Below are 20,819 nucleotides of genomic sequence, written 5' to 3'. Positions count from 1 at the left end.
TAAGTATAAGCCTCCAATTTAATTATATATACAGATTTGTAGATATGTAATGTGAAAAAAAACCTCCTTTCTGTTTATAGTTCCTTTTGAACGTACTCGGCAAATTCCCGGATTGTTTTTTCATTCCGACGATAGTACGTCCACTTCCCAATACGCTCAGACTCTAACAAACCGGATTTTTGCATCGTTAATAAATAACTTGAAATCACAGACTGCGCAAGTCCTGCTTTAGCCTGAATATCTCCCACACATACACCAATTTGAAAATTAAGCCCTTGTTTTAGATAAGCTTGTTCATCAAAAAACTCTTCTGGTTTTTTTAACCACAACATAATTAGACGACGAGTTTCGTTTGACAATGCTTTATAAATCAATGACGGTTCCATATAAAACATTATATCTATTTTATTAGATTTGTAAATATAAAGTCCAATGATTACGTTGAAAAATTAATAATAAAGGCTGCTTCCCCACGGAAAATCCGCTGGGAAACAGCCTGTTTAAGTACATATTCAACTACACTGACTTACTCTTATTGGAGCGATACATCAAGTACAGGAAATACGGTGCACCAATCAGTGCGATCAGCAATCCGGAAGGAATTTCGGTCGGCGCAAGCACTGTCCGGCCAATCGTATCAGCCAGCACCAGCATTACTGCTCCCAAGATGCTCGACAGAACAATGGAGCGGCGTACATGGTGCCCAATCAACGTACGCACGATATGCGGAGCAATCAGCCCGATGAAACCAATTGTACCTACACAGGCTACCGCTCCGCCCGCCAGCAGCACACCCACTGCCATCGCCAGCAGCCGGGTGCGACGCACCGGAAGTCCCAGTCCCATGGCGCTGCTATCGTCAAATACCAAAAGATCGAAGCGGCGAGCTAGCCACCAGGCTATTGGCAACAACACGAGCAGAAAGGCCAGAATCGTCATTACCTGCCCCCAGTTTCGAGCGTAGGTACTACCCGTCAGCCAAATATAGCCTGTACTGCCCCAAAGCGAGCCTTGGATAATCAGTACCTGAATGCCGGCTGCTCCGATTGCTGATACGGCAATCCCAAGTAGGATGACCACAGACGGGTTTAGGTGCTTGTTCCATGATAAAAAGAAGATCACCGCCGCCGACACCGTCGCTCCGGCAATCGCCGCGATGGGCAGCATATAAACAGGCAGCCCAGGCCAAACGATAATCACTGCAAGCGCGCCAAAGCCAGCCCCTGAAGAAACACCAATGATCGAGGCATCCGCCAAGGGATTACGAACGGCTAATTGAATCAAGACACCACTGACCGCAAGCGCGATACCAGCCCCGGCTGCCACCAGCGTGCGCGGAATTCTAAACTGCAGCAAGGCCAAATTTGCGCTCTCACCGCCGAACAGGCCGGACAATAGATCGCCGACAGGAATTCGCATCCCTCCAAACATCAGGCTGAATATGATCAACAGCACGGCACCGCACCCAAACAACGTGACCAGCCTGCCAAACGGTAATTTCCGAGAGCGCACACCTATGTTCATGGAAGATTGCCCACTAATACCAGAAGGCAGCTTCATCTTCCAAAGAATCAGCCAAATTAACCAAGGAGCCCCAATCAAGGCCATCACTGCTCCGGTCGGCAGATCCATGCTTGATTGGTGGACCATTTTCGCCAGCACGTCAGCACCCGTCAACAGCAATGCCCCCCACAGGAAGGAACCGGGCAGCACCCAACGATGCATTTTTAGACCGCTTAAGCGCACCAAATGCGGAGCTACCAAACCCACAAAACCAATGGGTCCAATGACGCTGACTGTAATGGTCGACAGCAGGACAGCCAATACAATTCCCACCGCCCGGGTCAAACTAACCTTCTGTCCGAGTGACGTGGATGTGGACTCATCCAGATCCAGGACATCAAACTGCCTTGACAGCAGAACGGCAATGACCGAGAGTCCTACAACCCAGGGCCAGGCGTAAGTCGTCCCGCTCCAGTCGTTTTGCACAAGCGAGCCAGAACCCCAGAGAAAAAGTCCCTGGGTTTCAAATGAATAAAAGATATGCAAAGCTCCGGTAAACGAACCGAGAACCATGGATACAATCAAGCCGGCAAGCGCCAACCGGATCGGACTTCCAGCTCGTCCCCCGCCCATGAAGTAAGCGAGTACCGCTGCCAGCAGGCCGCCGACAGCAGCAAATAGAAACGGCGCCTGATGCAGCAATCCGGGAAACATCACCGCGCCAAGGACGACTACAAAGTAGGCACCAGCGTTAATTCCTAGTGTATCAGAAGCCGCCAGCGGATTTTTGGTGATGGCCTGGAGCAAAGCACCAGCGATGGCCAGCGCACCACCAGCCAGGATTCCAATGACCGTACGCGGCATCCGGAGATCCCACACCATGTTATGTTCAAGCGTATCCTGACGCTGGGTCAACGCCTCAATTACCGTGTGAAGCGGGATCAAAGCCTCTCCATAACACAAGCTTACAAAAAAAAGCACGATGAGGACGAGCAATCCGCCCCCAAAGATGCTTCCTACACGCCAAGTCTTCGATAAACCCGTTGTGCCTGCTCGGGTCATTTCGTCAGAGCTCCGACTACCTGATCAACCAGTACTTTGGATGAGATAGGACCGCCGAACGTCCATGTTGTACCGTCCAGTGGGTAGGTCCGTTTTTCTTTGACAAAGTTCAGCCCGTTCCATACCGAGTTGTTCTTCATCGCGGCTCCAAATACATCGTCCGTCTTTTGCGTAATATAGATAAAATTGCTGTCCTGCACAGTTGGAAGAGCTTCAATGCCAACGGTGCTAAACCCGTATTTCTCGGTCTTGTCCGACTTCCAGTCGTTCACCATGCCGATTTTCGCAAGCGTTCCCACTACAACCGAATTTTCTTTGAACATTCGCAAACTGGCAGCATTTTGAGCTGTAAAGGCCTGTGTCAGCGCATAGTGAAAGTCTGCTTTGCCCGCCTTCTCCAATGTAGTCTTTGCATCTACATAGTGCTGGTCAAGTTCGCTTAGGACCTTATCAGCCTGTTCCGTTTTTCCGGTAGCCACAGCGACTTGCTTGAAAATTTCGACCATACGGTCGTAATCATAGCCGTTCCCCTTGTAAGGATCGAATTCTATTGTCGGTGCTATCCCCTTAAGCTGTGCATAGATCGCTGCATTGTTATCGGCGTTGGAGATAATAAGATCCGGCTTAAGCGCCGCAATCGCTTCTAGATTCGGTTCGCCCCGTGTGCCGATATCAGTTACGGTATCAGCCAGCTTCGCCTCCGGTGTTACCCACAGCTTGTAGTTTTCATTGTCTGCATTGCCGACCGGCTGTACGCCAAGTGCAATGAGGTCCTCGGTAAACGTCCATTCGAGTACCACGACACGTTCCGCTGGCTTGTCCAGTTTGACTTCCCCGTGGTCGTCCTTAACCGTAACCGGACCAGCCGTTGTGGATGTCTGCTCAGACCCTGCAGTACCTTCCGTCTTCGAGCTATCCCCAGCTGCACCGCAGCCCGCCAATACAATAGTAAAAACTACAAATAATAATAGGCTATTCAACATCTTTTTCATTTCTCTCAATCACCCCTGTATGTATATTGCATCGGAAAATGATAATCATTATCAGTAAAAGATTATAGGGGTTAGTGACTTTTGTCAATACGGATAAATCTAAAATTGAATCACAAATAGGTTCCGTATATGATAGCTTTATCATTGTTTAAGGGAGGCACATTTACGTGGCAGTATTAATCAACGAGCAAATTAAAGCTGATGAAGTGGTACTCACTGGACTCGCGGGAGAGAAGCTCGGCGTTGTCTCCAAGTCAGAAGCCTTGGCTATGGCCCGATCCCAAGGGGTGGACCTGGTCTGCACCTCACTCATGAGCAGTCCACCGCCCTGTAGCTTGGTCGCAAAGGGCAAAGGAAAAGCGCTGGCGCAAAAAGAAACCGCAGCAAGCAAAAATGTCGGCCGAGCCGCAAAAAACAGCGGCAAAGAAAAGGTCAAGGAGCTTCGCTTCACTGCTCATATTGAGGAACATGATTACGACACGAAGCTGCGTCAGGCAGACAAACATCTGCGTTCCGGCAAACCGGTGCAGTTGGTCGTTAAAGCGTCTGGAGCAAAAGAAGCCCCCGTCGCCAAAGCGGTATTAGAGCGGCTACTAGTTGATCTGAAGGAAGCCGGGATGAAGGAAACTGGAATCCAGACGGGCGGCAAGGGCTCGCAAGTGAAATTAAACCCGCGCTAAATGGCGAATCCGTAAATTGGACAAGTCACTTAGACCGTAAGAAACAGAGGGAGATCACTAATGGATATGAATGGACCTGTCAACATTTCTCGAAGTGAGAGACTTCAGACTTGCCACGAAATAGCTGCGAGGTTACATGAAGTATACAGAGACAAAATTCTGGCTATAGGGGTCTATGGATCTGTTGCCAAAGGTACTGACGGCCCTTTCTCGGATATTGAAATGTTTTGTGTACTGAGTGAATCAAACGGCCCCGTAGAATTTAGTCATGAATGGTCGGCGGGCCCCTGGAAGGCTGAGGTGAACGTCTGTAGTTCAGACATTCTTCTTAAAATTGCCTCTACTGTTGAGGGCGATTGGCCGTTGACACATGGACCCTTCTTTTCCCCACTTCGTCTGTATGATCCTAAAGGCTTTTTTTCTATATTAAAGGAAGCGGCCGAATCCCCAACAAAGGAAGATTTCAGGCATGCCATCAACGAAGTGCTTGTAGGTGAAATGTACGAGTTTATAGGAAAGCTTAGAAATATCCGTGTACATGGTCCTCATACCTACTTACCGTATCTGGTAATGCAGTTTGCCCAATATGGGGCTATGTTAGTTGGGTTGCACAATCAGAAGCTTTTCTCAACGGGTTCAATGGTTCTACCGGAGGCCCTGGAACTGCCGAGTCGTCCAGAAGGATTTGATCATATCGTTAAGCTGGTCATGTCTGGAGATTTAGCTGAACCAGCGACGATCATTTCAGCCTGTGAAGATTTCTGGAGTGGTCTTGTGAGTTGGGCATTCGAACATGACTACCTTATTCAATCACAACGAATCCCCTTTTAATCGAAATTAAAATTTGCTTTAATTGCGCTTACTATAATTTATCATGTTTTTGATAGGCCAAGTCCCCCTTTCATTAAGGGGGATTTTACTTTTCTTCTGGATGGATGAGACTGCTTCGTTATATTTTCCCATTGTAATATATTTAAAATTTAAATTACTTGATTTCACCCCCTCCCTCCTTTATTCTCTGTATATGTAGCTCTGGCTTGCTTATCTATATCCGATGCTCACATACTGTCCTCATTCGTGTGCACATGCAAAAATGTACAATTCCAGTGTACTCTGAGAAAATTTTACGCATAGGGCTTTATATAGATTTTATTTTTGTTAATATCCAACAACAGGGCCTTAGGCACTATGATAGATTACGTTTTAATGATATATTGATAGGTACTATAAAAGACTAATTACCCATGGCTTGGGCTGGAGGATGTATGAAAAAGGAATCAAATCAAGACGAAACCAGTTATTTATTTAATGTAGATGTATTAGTTAAAGGCCGTTCGAACGTTGAGGCCCTTCAGTTCCTGCTTAATCTCTTGAGCCAAAATGAACAAATTGCGGATAGCCGGATTCAATCCGGTATCGAACTTGGCAATTTAATTGAAGCTGCACTGTACCTAAAAAAACAGTCAGCCGTGAATAGCCCATCTGATGCAGCCGCTACGCTCGCGGAAAAATTCTCTAAAAAGAAATCAGCCGCAATTACGAACAAGCCACCAGTCGTTCAAGAGATCAAACAATCCCACGTACAGCCAAAGCCTGCAACACAACAAGACCTTAGTACGTATGAATGGATCAAACGCTATATACATGATAATACGCTTGTACGGTTAATCGTGAACCGCTATGGCGGACAGCGCAGCATTCCTTGCCGCATCCTCAACCTGGATCATGATAATAGCCTGCTGAGTGTGTATCATGTAGATGAGAAGCAAGTGTACTCCTTTAAAATGAATGAGATCGATGAAATCACATCGTAAATGTAAATACTTCACAAAAAAACGAAGCATGAAAAAAGAGAACGGTCAGGAAAAACATACGTCTTTCTTGTCCATTCTCTTTTTTTGCATTATCCGAAAAGAGCTCTAATCCTCTTTCTTAAGACCCATGGCAGCCCATGCCAGCAATATCCATCCTGCAATAAAACACACGCCTCCTAGAGGGGTAATAGCCCCCAGCACACGGATTCCGGTCAAACTTAGCACATACAAGCTACCAGAAAACAAAATGATACCCGTCAATAACAGACGCGCTGCCCATCTTAAACGGTTGGAAGGACCCCACTGTCCGGCAGCCAACGCAATGATCAGCAAACCGACAGCGTGAATCATATGATATTTCACACCTGTTTCATACACGGCCAAAGCATCCGCGTCGATCCGGGCTTTCACAATATGTGCCCCGAACGCTCCAATGGCTACCGCCAACATCATCATTATAGAACCCATAAATATCCATTTTCGTTGCATGTTTGTGTACTCCTTTTCATCTCATCCTTTTAGCCGAATGTTCTTCTTATTTTATCGAAACCGTATGAAGTTTACCAGCCAGCGTGTGTGAACAGACCGCATACAGAATTGGATGATTAGACCCTATCTTTTGAAGGGTAATGTGTAGGGTGGCTTGCTTTTTTGTTTATTTTGTGGAAAATTAGTACCTGTTCGGACTATGTTCAAGGAGTTGAAAAAATGAGTTACCAAGATCCTAATTTGCAAAAACCTGCTGCGTCTGAGGAGCACCCTGTTTTTTCAGAAACTCCTGTGTTCCAGCCTCCGGTCAAGCTCAAACATTCTGGTCCCGGAATTGCTTCTTTTATTATGTCGCTTGTCAGCCTGATCGGATATATTATTCTGGCTATTATGGTTATTAATCTGCTGGCTCATTTCGGCCAATACCAAACGATGAACCCTGAAGTCGCTCTGCAGCAAACCGGAACGGTACTGCTTCCTTTTATTTTTTTAGGCAGCCTGTTGCTGAATTGTAGCGGACTTGTGGTCGGTATCATTGGAATTGCGTTAAAAAACCGTAAGAAAACCTTCGCTATTACAGGCTTAATCATTAATGCACTTATTATTGTGGGCTTTATTGCACTTCTTGCCATCGGTCTTTCCGTTCCGAATAGCACAGCGGATATCTATCCTTCCTCCGTGCAATCTTTATAATTTTTCTGCATCACACAGAGAGGATTCAATGTATGAACAAAATTAAAATTTTTGCCGACAGTACCAGTGATATTCCTGCTCACTGGCGCCAACAGTACGATATTAGCATTGTGCCATTGTATACAGTATTTGGTGATGAAGCATTGCAGGATGGTGTAAACATTCACCCAGAACAATTATTTCAACGTGTAAGCCGCGAGGGACATTTACCGCGTACCGCCGCACCTTCTCCGTCGGATTTTATTCAAGCCTTTGCGCCCTACATAGAACAAGGGGACGACATTTTATATATCAGTCTGTCTTCCGAGCTATCATCGACGTACCAGAATGCGCTACTCGCTGCCTCCGAATTTCCGGAAGGCCGCATTACGGTTTTTGATTCCTTGAATTTGTCGTGCGGCTTTGGCCTGCTTGTGATGAAAGCTGCTCGTGCGGCAGCCAACGGCAATACGATAGAGCAGATTGTAGACATGTTGACAAAAACCAGGCCTTTAATAGACACGGAATTTGTCATTGATACACTTGAATACCTGTATAAAGGCGGAAGATGCTCAGGCATGCAAAACCTGATCGGCAGTCTGCTCAAAATTCGTCCGGTGATCAAAGTGATTGACGGAAAAATGACGCCTGCCTACAAAGTCCGCGGCAAACGTGAAAAAGCACTGGATCAGATGCTGCAAAACGCTCTGAATCAACGAGATCAGATGGATAACGATATCATTATTGTCGTGCACGCTTTGGCCGAGGAAGATGCGCTGATGCTGCAAGCTCGTTTGAAAGAAGAAACGAACGCACAAGAGGTACTGCTAACGACAGCAGGCTGTGTCATTTCCAGTCATTGTGGTCCACAGACTATCGGTATTATGTATGCCAAAAAAGCATAGTTTATCCAATATCAAACCCGTTGCCGCATAGGTAGCGGGTTTTTTGGTGTTTTTCCAGCAATTTAGCAATGAATAACTTTCCTCTTTTTGATAGTATTATTCGTCGAGTAACAATATATGAATCTACAATCTATCATAAAAAAGAAGGTTATTTGGTATGAGTTCCAAACGATCACGTTGGTTAACCAGGCTCACCCTTTCAGCAACTGCAGCCATCACAATATTCACAACATTCACTTCATACTTAGCTGCTCCGGCAGCAGCATCTGGCGCTGCATTCCAAGATATTGCACACAGCTATGCCTATCAGTCTATTATTTCCCTGCACGCTAAAGGAATTTTGAACGGTACACAACCTGGTTACTTCTCTCCTAAAAAGGCCGTTACCAGAGCCGAATGGGTTACCGCACTGGACCGCACACTTGGTCTGGAGCCTGTACAAGCGGCCGTTTCCTCCTACCGAGATGTTGCCAAAAAGACGTGGTACTATGGATGGATTGAAGCGGCTTCTCAACTCAATATCGTTCAGGGGGGAACTTCTGCCACATTCCAACCTAATAGTCCTATAACCCGACAAGAAGCGGCCTTAATGATCGCACGTCTCATCCGCTCTTCGGACGGATCAGGAGATGCTACTTCCTCCTTCACAGATACTGGGGAAATTGCAGATTGGGCTCTTGATGCGGTAACCACCGTAAATCGTTACGGCTTTATGAAAGGTGAAAGTAACTATTTTCGTCCAGCATCCTCTCTAACCCGCGAAGAAACAGCGGCATTGCTGGAGCGTCTGCTAACGTATTCAACTAAGCATGCTAACCAAACTGCTTCCACTGCTTCTTCCATCCGACTAGGCTGGCAATATGATCAAACCGTTCAGCAGTTTGAAAATACGGTGCTCCAATCCAACATCAACACCCTGTCACCACGTTGGTTTTTTCTAAATGAAACAGGTAGTATAAGCGACTATACCAATTCTTCGCTGCTCACCTGGGCCAAACAGCATCATAAAAATATCTGGGCTATGGTAGGCAACCGTTCCAACCTGGTGCTGACGCACCAAATTCTATCCAGTGAGGTTCTACGGAATAAAACTATAACTCAGCTTGCCAACGCCGTATCTGTTTACGGTTTGAACGGACTTGTCATTGATTTTGAAAATGTAGATGGTCAGGATCGTGCCAATTTAACATTGTTCGTCCAACAATTAAAAGCTAAGTTGAAGAGTCAGAATGCGGTACTGGCGATTTGTGTATCTCCTGATTACGGAACGGACTGGACTGCCGCCTTTGATTATAAACAGCTTGGTGCTGCGGCAGACTATCTGATCCTGATGGGATATGACGAGCATTGGGGAGGTAGCTCGATCCCCGGCTCTGTGTCCTCACTGCCATGGCTTCGTGAAAGCGTGCGGCGTTTTGTACAAACCACCTATCCGGAGAAAGCGATCTTGGCGTTGCCATTATTTACACGGAACTGGACGCTTAACGCTAGCGGACATTCAATCGCTTCCTCTGATATATCACTAGATCAGCAAAACCAGCTAGTATCCCGTTCCGTCTCCAAACCAATCTGGAATGAGGATATTCAGCAGTATACCGTGTCTTACAAAGACACACAGCTTCATAAGCTTTGGCTTGAGGAAGGACGATCCTTCACTCGTAAGTATCGCTTGGGGCAGGATGCTGGGTTTGCTGGCTTCGCCTACTGGTATCCGGGCGGAGCAAGCTCTGATCTGTGGTCCAGTGTAAAAAACGCAGACCGATTTATACAGCGTGGTTTATAAAATACAAAGCCTTCAACCTCACATGAAAAGTGAAGTTGAAGGCTTTTGGCATACATACTTATCACCAGCCTATGACCGATATGCAACTTTCCCGTTTACAACTGTCATTCGTACCTTAACGTCAAGTAAAGCTTGCGGGCTTTCCGATACACCACGGTCAATGACTGTAAAGTCAGCGGCTTTCCCTTCAGCTATCGTCCCTCTTTCATCAGCTTCACCGGCTGCTACTGCGCTTCCCGTGGTAAACAAACGAATGGCTTCATGTACATCCAGCTTTTCAGCGGGAAGATAGCCCTCATGCATTTTTTCCGGCTTGGCGCGAGTCACTGCCGCATGAATACCAAGAAAAGGGTTTAACGGCTCAATCGGCGCGTCACTACCTCCAGCACATGGAATGCCTGCTTCCAGCAGCTTTTTCCAGGCATATAAATATTCAGTCCGTTCTTTCCCGACCCGATCCAGTACCCAAGGGAAGTCACTTGCGACAAAACGGGGCTGGATGTCCGCAATCAGCGGCAACTTCGCCATTCTCTTGACCAAATCCCTCCTAAGCACCTGTCCATGGATCAGGCGATCTGGCAAACCGCTTTCCTCCGTGAGCACATGGGCCTCCATCGCCGTCAAAATCATGTGCGCTGCCCCATCCCCTATAGCATGTACAGCCACCGGAAAGCCTGCGGCCCTGGCAGCTGCGACCATCTGATTCAGCTCTGGCTGCGGTTGAATCGCCATTCCGCAGGTATGTGGAGCATCACTATAAGGTTCAGACAATAATGCCGTTCTTCCACCAATAGCGCCATCGGCAAACATTTTAATCGCACCGATTTTAAACCACTCATTTCCGGTACCTGCACGCAGCCCTTGCACTTTCGCTTCTTCCATAAATGGATGATAGATGAGCTGGTGTGTGCGAAAAGCAAGACCTTCTTCCCTCAACTCCCTATAAATTCGTTGCATCGTCTCCACGCTGCCTAAAAAACGTAAATCTTCCGTGTGTGCAGCAGTCAGACCAAGCCGTAGCGCATCCAGGCAAGCCCGCCGAATCGTGTCCTTCTTAACCGAATAATCCGGCTCTGGCTGCACGCTAGTAAAGGCAAAGGATGCTTCCTCATAAATTAATCCGTTCAACCGTCCATCTGCGTCTCGTCCATAGGCTCCCGAAGCCGGGTCAGGGGTGTCCTCGCTAATACCTGCACGCCGAAATGCCTCTGAATTGGCCAAGAACGTATGAAAGCACGTACGAGTGAGATATACCGGATGCTGATCTGTAATGGCATCCAGCTCGGCTATATCCGGTATTTCAACAGGAATAAACGCATTTTCATTCCAGTTGAGTCCTAAAATCCATTCTCCCGGCGGTGTTACAGCGACCCGTTTGCGCAGCATAGCCAGCATCTCTTCCTTGGAGGTAGCTGATGTTAAATCCAGCATAGCCAGCTTCATACCATGCATAGACAAATGCATATGTGAATCGGTTAAGCCTGGCAGTACATAGGCGTCTTCCCAATCCACAGTTTCATATTCCTTACCGGACAACTGTAATTCAAGCTCCCGAGCATACCCGATGGCCTGTATCCGTCCATGCTGTACAACGATGGAGTCTCCTTTGGAAGCCCACTCCCCATACAACCGGCCGTGCTTGAACAAAACGAATGTCAACGCCACTCATCTCCTTTTTTCAACTATACGCATATCCACTTCATAATTACGCCTATGTTGCCACTTCCAAGCGTAGTGTATTTATATCTATCTGCTGCACCTGCTGGGCAAATTGGTCATGAGCTGCACAGACAGCCATTTTATAATCCTGATCCAGCTCATACTGCTTAAAATGACAATACTCGGTGGTAAAGCCCTCTGTCGTGAAGTCTATGAATGGCTGTGCCTTTAGCTCAAATGAAAAAGACTTCAACGGTAGGGTTAGTCCCTGCCCCTCGGCCTTCACAAAGCTTTCCTTAAGCGTCCATAGATCGTAAAAATACGATAAGCGGCTGTCTGCGTCCTGACGCATTAACGTATCATACTCTGTGTCTGAAAAGCACACTCTACCTACCTCAAAATCAATAGGACGGAGCTGTTCAATGTCGATTCCAAGCGGGTGATCATCAATAGCGCATACCACCCATTTTCCCGAGTGAGAAACATTAAAATGGAATGCGGGTGCATTGATCAAGGAAGGCTTACCGAATGCATTGTATGTAAATTGAAGACTGGCATTAGATACCTTCAATTGCCGGCAGGCCAACCATCTCAGCAGCACATCGGCATATAACCCCCTCAAAGCATCTTCCCGATGTAAAAAACGATCTAACTTGTGCTGTTTTTCCAGCGAAACCTGATTTAACAGTGATTCGTAATGCTCCTCAGCCTCCGGCTTGCTCGTATCAATCGCGTATATTTTCATGGTTGCCTCCTGTATACCTAATGAATATCAGCCAGTTTGTAACACTCACCGTTCGATGGAAGTCTGTTAGATATGGATGGCGTGTGCCGTGTACATGGTCAATATACTACTCTAGCACTTTCAATTCAATATGGATACAATTGGGATAAGTAGCTCTATTAAAACTGCTTCGTAGAGTCCGTTAATGAAAACGCTTTAAAATAACACATACAGGGGAGGACGAAACAATGAAATATGATTTTGCCCGCTTGCTGTGTATTATGCTCTCTATTTTGCTGACGTTGAGCATTTTTCAGATGTTTTCACCTAAGATCGCTTCAGCCGCTTCAGCGAATGTTGTGAATGGCATTCAGTTTAAAGATACAGATGGAAACGTGGTCCATGCCCATGGGGGTGGTATGATTAAAGTAGACGGTTACTATTATTGGTTTGGCGAAAATCGTAATCCCAACGGCACGTTCAAGGCGGTATCCGCCTACCGTTCCTCTGATTTAAAAAACTGGGAGTTTCGTAAAAACGTACTGACCAGCAGTTCCGCCGTAGAGTTGAATGTTTCGAATATTGAACGTCCGAAAGTGATTTACAACGAAAAAACACGTAAATACGTATTATGGATGCATAAGGAGAATGGGGTTAATTACAACGAGGCCCGAGTGGCTGTCGCCTCTTCCGATACCGTGGACGGCGATTACACGTATCAGGGCAGCTTCCGTCCTCTGGATTACGATTCGCGCGATATGACCGTATATAACGATAACGGTACAGCTTACCTCATTTCGGCTACCCGGGTAAACGCGGATCTCAACATTTATCGTCTGACACCGGATTTTCTGCAAGTTGAATCGCTGGTGACTACACTTTGGCCTGGACAATATCGTGAAGCTCCGGCGATGTTCAAAAAAGGAGGCGTCTACTTCCTGATTACATCCGGGGCTACCGGCTGGAATCCCAATCAAGCCAAGTATGCTACCGCATCCAGCATTGAAGGAACCTGGAGTAATACGATAAACTTTGGGGACGGTACGACTTATGGTTCACAGTCGGCTTACGTGATTCCTGTTGAAGGTGCCCAGACAACTTCATACCTGTATTTGGGTGACCGTTGGGCAGGTGCGTGGAGCGGTCCTGTGCAGGATTCTCAATATGTATGGTTGCCACTGCGTTTTCCAACAGCGACTTCATTAGCCATGGATTGGTTCGACAGCATTAATATTGACACCGCCAGTGGTGTGGTCGAGGGGATAACGACGCCAATTGCCATTGATCCGGATGCCTATTATCAGCTAGTGAATCGCAAGAGCAATAAGCCACTAAGCATTATTGGCAATGCAACGACGGACGGCGCAGACCTGGAGCAGCGTGCAGATTCCGGGGCAGCAAACCAGCAATGGCAGCTCAAAGATGCAGGCAGCGGATATTATAAAATTGTGAACCGCAACAGCGGAAAGCTAATTGGTGTTGAAAGCGGTACGACAACAGACGGTACAGTTATTGAGCAGTGGAGTGACGGAAGCTGGTCCAGTCAGCATTGGCAATTAGTATCCGTAACCGGTGGTTATTACAAGCTGAAAAATCGGGCAACCGGCAAGCTGATCGATATTTCTGAAGGCGCCACCGCCGATGGAGCCAAAGCCATTCAATGGGGCGATAATGGTGGGACAAATCAGCATTTCCGTGTAGTTAAAGTAGAATAGCTCAAGTTATTTTCAAAAGGAGCCGTATTCCGAGCAGATCATGGTCGACTGCTAACGGAAAAGACGGCTCCTTTTTACGTAAAACGATGAAGTTGATAATCTCTAGTACGTTACAATTCCCACGGATAATCTGTTGTCAGAAAACTAGCCAGCTGCTTGCTTTCTTCCCTCCGCTGACGCCGTATGGCTGCGCGTGATGGAGCCGTCTGGTGCAATTGTAACTGCTCTTCTGTTTCTGGAATCACCTGCGGCACGGTCACTTTACGGTTGTTCTCGTCCAATGCCACAAAGGTCAGGAAGGCGGTGGCTGCGATTTTTCGGTCGCCAGTCATCAGTCCTTCACGAATTACCTTTACGAACACCTCCATCGAGCTACGGCCTGTCCAGGTTACGAACGCTTCCAGCGTGACAGAATCACTCGGATGGATAGGTAGCAAAAAATCCACCGAATCCGTAGAGGCTGTAACTGTGTTCGTACGACACAGCTTAGCAGCTGCAATAGATGCGATATCGTCGATATACGACATCAATCGGCCGCCGAAGAGCGTGTTATGATTGTTGATATCGTTGGGAAATACTCGGGACGTCTTGAAGCAGTAGGTTTCTCGGATGTACTTGCTTTCCATGGGTTCTTTCCTCTCTTTTCCTCGTTGCTCTCTTTTTATATCTCAGGATTTTGCAAAATCCTGATGTGGAAGCCTGTTTTAGACTATGCTAATCATCCCACTAATCCGCATAATAAATCAATACATAAAAATCGGCATCCTCTTCCGAATCATTGCGGTAGGTATGTATGTCAGATACTTGAAATTGCACGGCATCCCCTGCACTCAGCTTAAGCTGTTGCCCCTGCATTTCAAAGTACATCTCCCCACGGATCATGAGAATCGTTTCCTCTCCCAGATGCTTCTCTGCCTGGTGTGTAAAGCCTGGCTTCAGACTTACCGTGAACACCTCAAACTTCTTTTCAGCGTGATACGGGAATACAGGGTAAACAAAGTAGTTACCGTCCTCATCAATAACTGGATGCAGGTCTTCCCTCCGAATCTTCGTGATTTGCGGCGGGTCTTCTTTGAGAAAGGTGGAGAAGGATACATGCAAACCGTTCGCAATTTTCCAAAGGGTTGTTACCGTAGGATTAGATTTCCCCTTCTCAATCTGAGCCAGCATCCCTTTGCTGACCCCTGTCAGTTCAGCCACCTTATCCAAACTTAATCCTCTAGTCTTCCTGATTTGAGCCAAATTAGAGCCAATAATATGCTGCATTGAATCCACGGACGATGCCTCCTTGTATCCAAAAGTCTATATAAGAAGAATACACAATTTAATCGAGAGAGGTTCATTCGAAAATGAATCTACAACTAAGTCTTGACAGACCTATTGCTATCTAGCTTACACAAACTCATTATCTTATCCAATATAAAAAAGTGTCAAATTGAAAAATCAATTTGACACTCGCTACTCAATGAGTTCCTTCGTGAGATAATTAAAATTTGAATGATATCAATAGTTAACGTCTAAACATTCTCATTTCCCCAAATGCTTACCAGATCATTGATCTGAAGCGACACGACCCTTAGTTCTCCACCAATGGCGTAGAGTTCTAGACCCTTACTTTCGAAGTCCGGGAAAATCATGTCCGAAATGATTGTTTTTCCATGATTTCCGAAGACTTCGACACTTGACCAATCCAGATAAATGCTCAACTGTATCCTCTCATGCTCTGGCTTCATAGTGGCCTTGTGTATTGCTGTGAAATCGGAATGAAAATCAGTGGCGCTCGACTTCGTCCGATCGACGAACAATTCCTCATTCGAGATATTATATCCGATGATCGTCTCCTGATTGGAAGATTTCCGCACTTTGAACCCGAATTCCACGGCAGTGTTAATTTCAAATTCTACAATAATTTCTGCCTTTGCAGCAGAAATATCAGACAACACGTTCATACCTGGCTTAATCGTCAAGTCTTGCAGAGACAAAATCGGTTTTCTTAGCTGACTTAATTCACTTATGGGTGCTTGGATTAAGTGAAGTCCCTCTGGATAAGTCCTAAGCTGTAGCTCACGGGGAATTGACATCTTGCCACGCCATTCCTCTGAAGGTAGCGTGGTACCATAACGCCAATTGTTCATCCAGCCGACCCAAATCTTTCGTCCGTCCTCGTTTGGAATCCCATTCCATGTCACGGCCGCGTAAAAGTCTGATCCGTAGTCTACCCATTTAATAGCATCGATAGTTTTCAGCGCTTCATCCAGAGCAAATGCCTTACCGTCAAAGTTGCCTACAAAATACATCATGCCAGAACCGCCTGCCGGTGGTTCCGGATCGTCTGGATTCACACCATTTCTATCCCCGACGCTTAGCATCAGAATCCACTTCGTGATATTAGGATCCTCATCCACTTGGATTCGAAATATATCAGGACATTCAAATATCCCTCGGTGGATATGTGGAATGTCGGAACCGAATTCGCTTGCAAAAGACCATTCTTTCAAGTTTGGAGATGTGTAAAATTCTACACGGTCCCTTACGGCAAGAACCATGATCCACATTGATGATTCATCATGCCAAATCACCTTCGGATCACGAAAGTCTAGCGTGTCCGTTGGAAATAAAACCGGGTTACCTTCATATTTTGTCCAGGTTCGACCCTTATCCTTGCTGTAAGCAATGCTTTGCACCTGCGGCTTTCCAGGCTGAGCCTTGTTGCCCTCATTTGTATAAATGGCAACTAATCCTGATCCTTCCTCGTCGAAAAATCCGCTGGTATTGTTCTTATCCACCACCGCACTCCCCGAGAAGATCGCTCCGTCCTCCCCAGGTGTAATCGCCGGTGGAAGCTCAGTCCAATGCACTAGATCCTTGCTTACCGCATGCCCCCAATGCATGTTGCCAAAATCAGGCTGCGTATCATGGGGCGTATGCTGGTAGAACAAGTGGTACTCTCCTTCAAAGTAAACCATGCCGTTGGGATCGTTCATCCAATTTTTCTCCGGTGAATAATGAAATTGAGGCCTGTACGTCTCACTGTAGTTACTTTTTCTCTTTCTGCCGCTATAGTCGTCCGTTAGGTTTAATTCTTTCATAGTATCCGCTCTCCTCTTGATTGTTGATAAGGCATTTAACACCCCAACCACCTTTTAAATGTTTCAGCCTTGATCTTTAAGATATCTGTCATAGCCTTTTTGTTTGATTTCCAGCCATTTGTCCAGTCCCAGTCTGGAAAGCTCGGCTTTATAATCAGCCCATTCTTCTTCCACTTTGCCTGTTTTGATCCATTCCGCCCGTTTGCGGTTAACGTAGGCAAATAAGTCTGTTTCCAAGGTAGAGATCTGCTTCTGATCCTCCAGCGAGAAGAAGACTTTAGGGAAATTGTGGTCAGCCTTCATATAAGGAACGAGTCTTTCTTTCATGAGCTTAAGCCGTCCCACGGCATCATCGGGCTTGGTCGTTACTTTTCCGTAATACTCGTCAAGAATTGCCAATGGACCGCCGATATTCGTTTTTTGCCGCAGCTCGACAGGGGCCGTTCCCTTAAGCGGAAGATGCTTCAGCATATGACTCGCTTCATCGTATTCAAAAATGTTCTGCTGAGTTTTGTCGCCGTAGGTGCCCCAGTTGTCCTGTACGGACTGGATAGGATCATACAGTTGGTCAATCCATTTTGCCGTAAGCTCAAGATTTTTGTTGTCACTGGTAATTACCATTCTCCCCCGGTCAAAGCCGAGATTGTTCGTGCGGGTCACATTGACTTCACCGCTTGGTCCGGCGAGCGGATTCATCAATTCATATTTATCGTTATCTCCTGAGATGTTCGCCTTATCCCATTGAAAGTAGAGACCATATTTTTCATTCTGGCCTTTGGCCAGATACGTATTGTAATCCTGCTCGAATGACTCTTCGTCGATCAGGTTCAGTTTATACAGCTCATTAAGATATTTAATCCCCTCTTTATAACCATCCTGATCGGCAGTGAAGACCACTTTCCCCTCATTGGTCACTACCGTATGATCGCCGTTGTCCCCAAGTCCGAATGATCCGAACAGAAAATTCAGGTCCTCATTGCCGTTATTGAGTATAAAGGACAGCGGGATTTCATCCGCTTGGCCATTTCCGTTAGGGTCGCCATTTTTAAATGCGAGCAGAACTTTTTTTAAATCCTCGGTGGTTTTTGGCATTTTAAGTCCCAGCTTTTTCAGCCACTCCACATTGATCCATGGCATGTCGTTTACAGAATGAATGCTATCCTTCTCAGAACCCAGTTCTTCAATCCAAGGAAAAGCATAAATATGCCCGTCCTGTGCAGTTATCATGGATTTGTACTCAGGTGCTTCCTTCAATACCTTCTGCAGATTCGGCATATATTTTTGAATCAAATCCTCTAAAGGGATAATAGTTCCATCCTTTCCGAGGTTCAACAAATCGTAATCGGAATATCCGGCATCCAGTATGGCATCTGGAAGATCTCCACTGGCAACAGCAAGGTTTCTTTTTTCAATGAAGGAATCGGAGGTGAAGTTGGTAAAATCGATATGCACCCCTGTTTTTTCTTCCAGTCTTTTATAAATCAACTTTTCATTTGGATCGGAAGGTGCCAGCGGCGAGCTTTGAGTCATAAAATGCAAAGTAACTTTCTCTTTAAGCGGCAGAGTAACATTTTCCAGCTTGTAATCTTCGGATGCCGCAGAATTATTCCCCGAACCGCCACATCCGGCAAGCAGTGAAGTAGAAAGTACCAACACAGACAAGGTTAGTAATGTTTTTTTCATCTCTATTCCCCCGGTTTGTTATTTGATCGAACCTACCATGACACCCTTTTCGAAATACTTCTGGAAGAATGGATACATGACAATCAAAGGCAGACTTGATATGACAATGGCAGAGTATTTAATCATTTCAGACAATTTCTTAAGCTCCGCTTGTGCCATCGCATCGGCAATCATGCCGGGCTGAACCTGGTTCTGTATCAAAATGGAGCGCAGTACCAGTTGAAGCGGAAACAGCTTCGGATCATCCAGATAAATCATGGCGTCGAAATAAGAATTCCACTGTCCGACAAAAGCGTATAAAGCTAGAACAAAAATAATAGGCTTGGAAAGCGGCAGGACGATTTTAAAGAAAATACTGAGCTCGGAAGCTCCGTCTATACTCGCCGCCTGGAACAGCTCTTTGGGAAGTCCCTGGAAATAAGTCTTTGCCAGAATAATATTGAATACGCTGATCGAGCCGGGTAGAATAATGGCCCACACCGTATTCAACATGCCTAAATCCTTAATCACCAGATAGGTAGGAATCAGACCGCCACCGAAAAACATCGTTATCAGGAAAAAGATCATAATGGACCGTTTCCCTACCAACTCTTCAATCGCAAGCGGATAAGCCGCGAAGACGGAAAATAATACGGTTGCGAACGCAAAGGCTGCTGAATAAAAAATAGCATTAAAAAAACCGCGAATCATGGCACTGTTGCTTAGGATTTTGGCATATCCCGTGAGTGTCCAGTCTGATGATGTAATGGCAAACCCTTTGGTAATCAGAGTATTTGGAGTTAAAAAGGACGAAAGCACCACATAAACCAGCGGTAACAGAATAGCGAGAACAAACAAACCAAGCAGAATATAATTGATGATGAGCAGAATCCGGTCCTTCCCGGTGTAATGAATATCCATGAATACCTCCTTCTTTAATACAGCCCTTCTCCTTCGTTCAGCTTCTTGACGACGGTATTTACGAAAATCAACAGCAATACATTAATTACGGAATTGAACAACCCGATTGCCGTAGAATAAGCATAATCGCCGGATTGCAACCCCACCTTGTATACGTAAGTCGCGATGATTTCCGAGGTTGGTGTGTTCAGGGCCGTCTGCATCAAGTAAGCCTTTTCATAGCCGATCGACATAATACCTCCTGCAGCGAGAATGAACAGGACGGCCATGACGGGTTTAAGAGCTGGCAGATCAATGTGGAAGATTCTCTTCATCAATGAAGCGCCATCAATTGTTGCAGCGTCATGCAACTGCGGGTCCACATTGGCTAAGGTGGCCACATAAATGATAGAGGACCAGCCCGCTGTTTGCCATATACCGGACAAAATATACACCGTTCGGAAATAGGCGGGATCAGTCATAAAAGAAATCGGCTTGCCGGTGAAGGTTGTTACCAAAGCGTTCACTATTCCAGCCGGCGATAGAAAAACAAATAGCATGCCGGCAACAACAACAACCGAGATGAAGTTAGGTGCGTATACAATAAGCTGAATATTCTTCTTGAGCTTCGCTCCTCTGACCAGATTTAGCATTAAGGCCAGAATGATTGGTACTGGGAAACCAAGAATAAGACCGTAAGCGCTTAATTTAAGCGTATTCATTAAAATGTCATAAAAATTTGGTGATGAAAGAAACCGCTGAAAATGTTCAAATCCAACCCATTCGCTGCCGAGGATGCCTTTTCTTGGGCTGAAATTTTTAAATGCAATGATCGAGCCGTACATGGGAACATACTTGAAAATGACGGTAAGAATTATGGACGGAAGCAGAAACAAATACAATATATAGTTTCGAACCATATAGCTTAACCAGTTGTTTCTTTTTTTTGTTTCTGAAGCCTTTAGTCCCCTTTTTTGAACGATCAAATTTGCCAATATTTTCCCTCCTACTGTTCACGGCTTGTTATACGACACAAAATATAAGCCATGTTATGTCATCTCTCTGACATAATTAACCAAGATGTTTTTCAAACACTTGCTTGTAATATCCACACCTCCAACAGAATGAGAATTTTACACATTTCCAAAATGAATGGGCTTACAATTTACA

General features: G+C 45.9%; 19 protein-coding genes. 7 read left to right on the top strand and 12 right to left on the bottom strand.

What is annotated here, in order from left to right:
- Positions 1-74: 74 nt before the first annotated feature.
- From T3H97_RS08055 to T3H97_RS08045, 3 genes are all read right to left on the bottom strand, one after another.
- Positions 75-386 carry an ArsR/SmtB family transcription factor gene (locus T3H97_RS08055; protein WP_023987858.1) on the bottom strand — a complete coding sequence of 104 codons (312 nt, stop codon included), beginning with the start codon at positions 384-386 and terminating at the stop codon, positions 75-77.
- Positions 387-516: 130 nt separating this feature from the next.
- Positions 517-2,565: an iron ABC transporter permease gene (locus T3H97_RS08050; protein ID WP_328802215.1), complete on the bottom strand. Its 2,049-nt coding sequence runs from the start codon at positions 2,563-2,565 to the stop codon at positions 517-519.
- Positions 2,562-3,557: an ABC transporter substrate-binding protein gene (locus tag T3H97_RS08045; protein WP_328802214.1), complete on the bottom strand. Its 996-nt coding sequence runs from the start codon at positions 3,555-3,557 to the stop codon at positions 2,562-2,564. Before T3H97_RS08045 ends, T3H97_RS08050 begins: the two co-directional genes overlap by 4 nt.
- Before the next feature lie 167 nt (positions 3,558-3,724).
- Between T3H97_RS08045 and infC the strand changes: the two genes are divergently transcribed.
- The 3 genes from infC (at position 3,725) to T3H97_RS08030 (ending at position 6,051) form a co-directional block, all read left to right on the top strand.
- Positions 3,725-4,237, top strand: a complete 513-nt coding sequence (gene infC, locus T3H97_RS08040) for a translation initiation factor IF-3 (RefSeq protein ID WP_328802213.1) — start codon at positions 3,725-3,727, stop codon at positions 4,235-4,237.
- A 60-nt stretch (positions 4,238-4,297) separates the two neighbouring features.
- Positions 4,298-5,068, top strand: coding sequence for an ANT(4')-I family aminoglycoside nucleotidyltransferase (locus T3H97_RS08035; protein ID WP_328802212.1), 771 nt, complete (start codon positions 4,298-4,300; stop codon positions 5,066-5,068).
- Positions 5,069-5,502: 434 nt separating this feature from the next.
- On the top strand, positions 5,503-6,051 hold the full coding sequence (locus T3H97_RS08030; protein ID WP_103048183.1) for a hypothetical protein: 549 nt from the start codon (positions 5,503-5,505) through the stop codon (positions 6,049-6,051).
- A gap of 105 nt (positions 6,052-6,156) precedes the next feature.
- Here T3H97_RS08030 and T3H97_RS08025 read toward each other — a convergent pair whose 3' ends face one another.
- Positions 6,157-6,540, bottom strand: a complete 384-nt coding sequence (locus tag T3H97_RS08025; protein WP_328802211.1) for a DUF423 domain-containing protein — start codon at positions 6,538-6,540, stop codon at positions 6,157-6,159.
- 219 nt (positions 6,541-6,759) lie between these two features.
- Between T3H97_RS08025 and T3H97_RS08020 the strand changes: the two genes are divergently transcribed.
- From T3H97_RS08020 to T3H97_RS08010, 3 genes are all read left to right on the top strand, one after another.
- Complete coding sequence (locus T3H97_RS08020) at positions 6,760-7,233, top strand: hypothetical protein (protein ID WP_025723971.1); 474 nt, start codon at positions 6,760-6,762, stop codon at positions 7,231-7,233.
- A 32-nt stretch (positions 7,234-7,265) separates the two neighbouring features.
- Entirely contained in the window at positions 7,266-8,117 is an 852-nt protein-coding gene (locus T3H97_RS08015; protein ID WP_013309494.1) for a DegV family protein, read from the top strand.
- A 157-nt stretch (positions 8,118-8,274) separates the two neighbouring features.
- Positions 8,275-9,900 carry an S-layer homology domain-containing protein gene (locus T3H97_RS08010; protein ID WP_328802210.1) on the top strand — a complete coding sequence of 542 codons (1,626 nt, stop codon included), beginning with the start codon at positions 8,275-8,277 and terminating at the stop codon, positions 9,898-9,900.
- Positions 9,901-9,969: 69 nt separating this feature from the next.
- On the opposite strand, the gene T3H97_RS08005 is transcribed toward T3H97_RS08010, so the two are convergent.
- Complete coding sequence (locus T3H97_RS08005; protein ID WP_328802209.1) at positions 9,970-11,559, bottom strand: amidohydrolase; 1,590 nt, start codon at positions 11,557-11,559, stop codon at positions 9,970-9,972.
- Between the two features lie 52 nt (positions 11,560-11,611).
- Positions 11,612-12,304: a 4'-phosphopantetheinyl transferase family protein gene (locus T3H97_RS08000; RefSeq protein WP_328802208.1), complete on the bottom strand. Its 693-nt coding sequence runs from the start codon at positions 12,302-12,304 to the stop codon at positions 11,612-11,614.
- 227 nt (positions 12,305-12,531) lie between these two features.
- On the opposite strand from T3H97_RS08000, the gene T3H97_RS07995 reads away from it, so the two are divergent.
- Positions 12,532-13,998 carry an RICIN domain-containing protein gene (locus T3H97_RS07995; RefSeq protein ID WP_328802207.1) on the top strand — a complete coding sequence of 489 codons (1,467 nt, stop codon included), beginning with the start codon at positions 12,532-12,534 and terminating at the stop codon, positions 13,996-13,998.
- Between the two features lie 110 nt (positions 13,999-14,108).
- On the opposite strand, the gene T3H97_RS07990 is transcribed toward T3H97_RS07995, so the two are convergent.
- From T3H97_RS07990 to T3H97_RS07965, 6 genes are all read right to left on the bottom strand, one after another.
- On the bottom strand, positions 14,109-14,624 hold the full coding sequence (locus T3H97_RS07990) for an acyl-CoA thioesterase (RefSeq protein WP_013309488.1): 516 nt from the start codon (positions 14,622-14,624) through the stop codon (positions 14,109-14,111).
- A gap of 100 nt (positions 14,625-14,724) precedes the next feature.
- Complete coding sequence (locus tag T3H97_RS07985; RefSeq protein ID WP_039269838.1) at positions 14,725-15,273, bottom strand: helix-turn-helix domain-containing protein; 549 nt, start codon at positions 15,271-15,273, stop codon at positions 14,725-14,727.
- Between the two features lie 242 nt (positions 15,274-15,515).
- A complete protein-coding gene (locus tag T3H97_RS07980) occupies positions 15,516-17,087 on the bottom strand; it encodes a glycoside hydrolase family 32 protein (RefSeq protein ID WP_328802206.1) in 1,572 nt (523 codons plus the stop codon).
- Between the two features lie 63 nt (positions 17,088-17,150).
- The gene (locus tag T3H97_RS07975) at positions 17,151-18,770 is read right to left on the bottom strand and encodes an ABC transporter substrate-binding protein (RefSeq protein ID WP_328802205.1); all 1,620 of its coding nucleotides are present in this window, start codon (positions 18,768-18,770) and stop codon (positions 17,151-17,153) included.
- Between the two features lie 18 nt (positions 18,771-18,788).
- Positions 18,789-19,670 carry a carbohydrate ABC transporter permease gene (locus T3H97_RS07970; RefSeq protein WP_013309484.1) on the bottom strand — a complete coding sequence of 294 codons (882 nt, stop codon included), beginning with the start codon at positions 19,668-19,670 and terminating at the stop codon, positions 18,789-18,791.
- Between the two features lie 14 nt (positions 19,671-19,684).
- Positions 19,685-20,569 (bottom strand): ABC transporter permease, encoded by an 885-nt coding sequence (locus tag T3H97_RS07965; RefSeq protein WP_250245194.1) that lies wholly within the window; start codon positions 20,567-20,569, stop codon positions 19,685-19,687.
- Positions 20,570-20,819: the final 250 nt, after the last annotated feature.

Source organism: Paenibacillus sp. LX16, from assembly GCF_036252815.1.
GTDB lineage: Bacteria > Bacillota > Bacilli > Paenibacillales > Paenibacillaceae > Paenibacillus > Paenibacillus polymyxa_B.
Note: the sequence above shows the minus strand (reverse complement) of the source record. Positions and strands in the feature narration are given on the sequence as shown.

Coding starts and splice junctions, on each gene's coding strand:
- T3H97_RS07980 (WP_328802206.1), bottom strand. CDS start 17,087: ATGAAAGAATTAAACCTAACGGACGACTATAGCGGCAGAAAGAGAAAA.
- T3H97_RS07970 (WP_013309484.1), bottom strand. CDS start 19,670: ATGGATATTCATTACACCGGGAAGGACCGGATTCTGCTCATCATCAAT.
- T3H97_RS08035 (WP_328802212.1), top strand. CDS start 4,298: ATGGATATGAATGGACCTGTCAACATTTCTCGAAGTGAGAGACTTCAG.
- T3H97_RS07990 (WP_013309488.1), bottom strand. CDS start 14,624: ATGGAAAGCAAGTACATCCGAGAAACCTACTGCTTCAAGACGTCCCGA.
- T3H97_RS08025 (WP_328802211.1), bottom strand. CDS start 6,540: ATGCAACGAAAATGGATATTTATGGGTTCTATAATGATGATGTTGGCG.
- T3H97_RS07995 (WP_328802207.1), top strand. CDS start 12,532: ATGAAATATGATTTTGCCCGCTTGCTGTGTATTATGCTCTCTATTTTG.
- T3H97_RS08010 (WP_328802210.1), top strand. CDS start 8,275: ATGAGTTCCAAACGATCACGTTGGTTAACCAGGCTCACCCTTTCAGCA.
- T3H97_RS08000 (WP_328802208.1), bottom strand. CDS start 12,304: ATGAAAATATACGCGATTGATACGAGCAAGCCGGAGGCTGAGGAGCAT.
- T3H97_RS07975 (WP_328802205.1), bottom strand. CDS start 18,770: ATGAAAAAAACATTACTAACCTTGTCTGTGTTGGTACTTTCTACTTCA.
- T3H97_RS08030 (WP_103048183.1), top strand. CDS start 5,503: ATGAAAAAGGAATCAAATCAAGACGAAACCAGTTATTTATTTAATGTA.
- T3H97_RS08020 (WP_025723971.1), top strand. CDS start 6,760: ATGAGTTACCAAGATCCTAATTTGCAAAAACCTGCTGCGTCTGAGGAG.
- T3H97_RS07965 (WP_250245194.1), bottom strand. CDS start 20,569: ATGGTTCGAAACTATATATTGTATTTGTTTCTGCTTCCGTCCATAATT.
- T3H97_RS08015 (WP_013309494.1), top strand. CDS start 7,266: ATGAACAAAATTAAAATTTTTGCCGACAGTACCAGTGATATTCCTGCT.
- T3H97_RS08055 (WP_023987858.1), bottom strand. CDS start 386: ATGGAACCGTCATTGATTTATAAAGCATTGTCAAACGAAACTCGTCGT.
- T3H97_RS08050 (WP_328802215.1), bottom strand. CDS start 2,565: ATGACCCGAGCAGGCACAACGGGTTTATCGAAGACTTGGCGTGTAGGA.
- T3H97_RS08045 (WP_328802214.1), bottom strand. CDS start 3,557: ATGAAAAAGATGTTGAATAGCCTATTATTATTTGTAGTTTTTACTATT.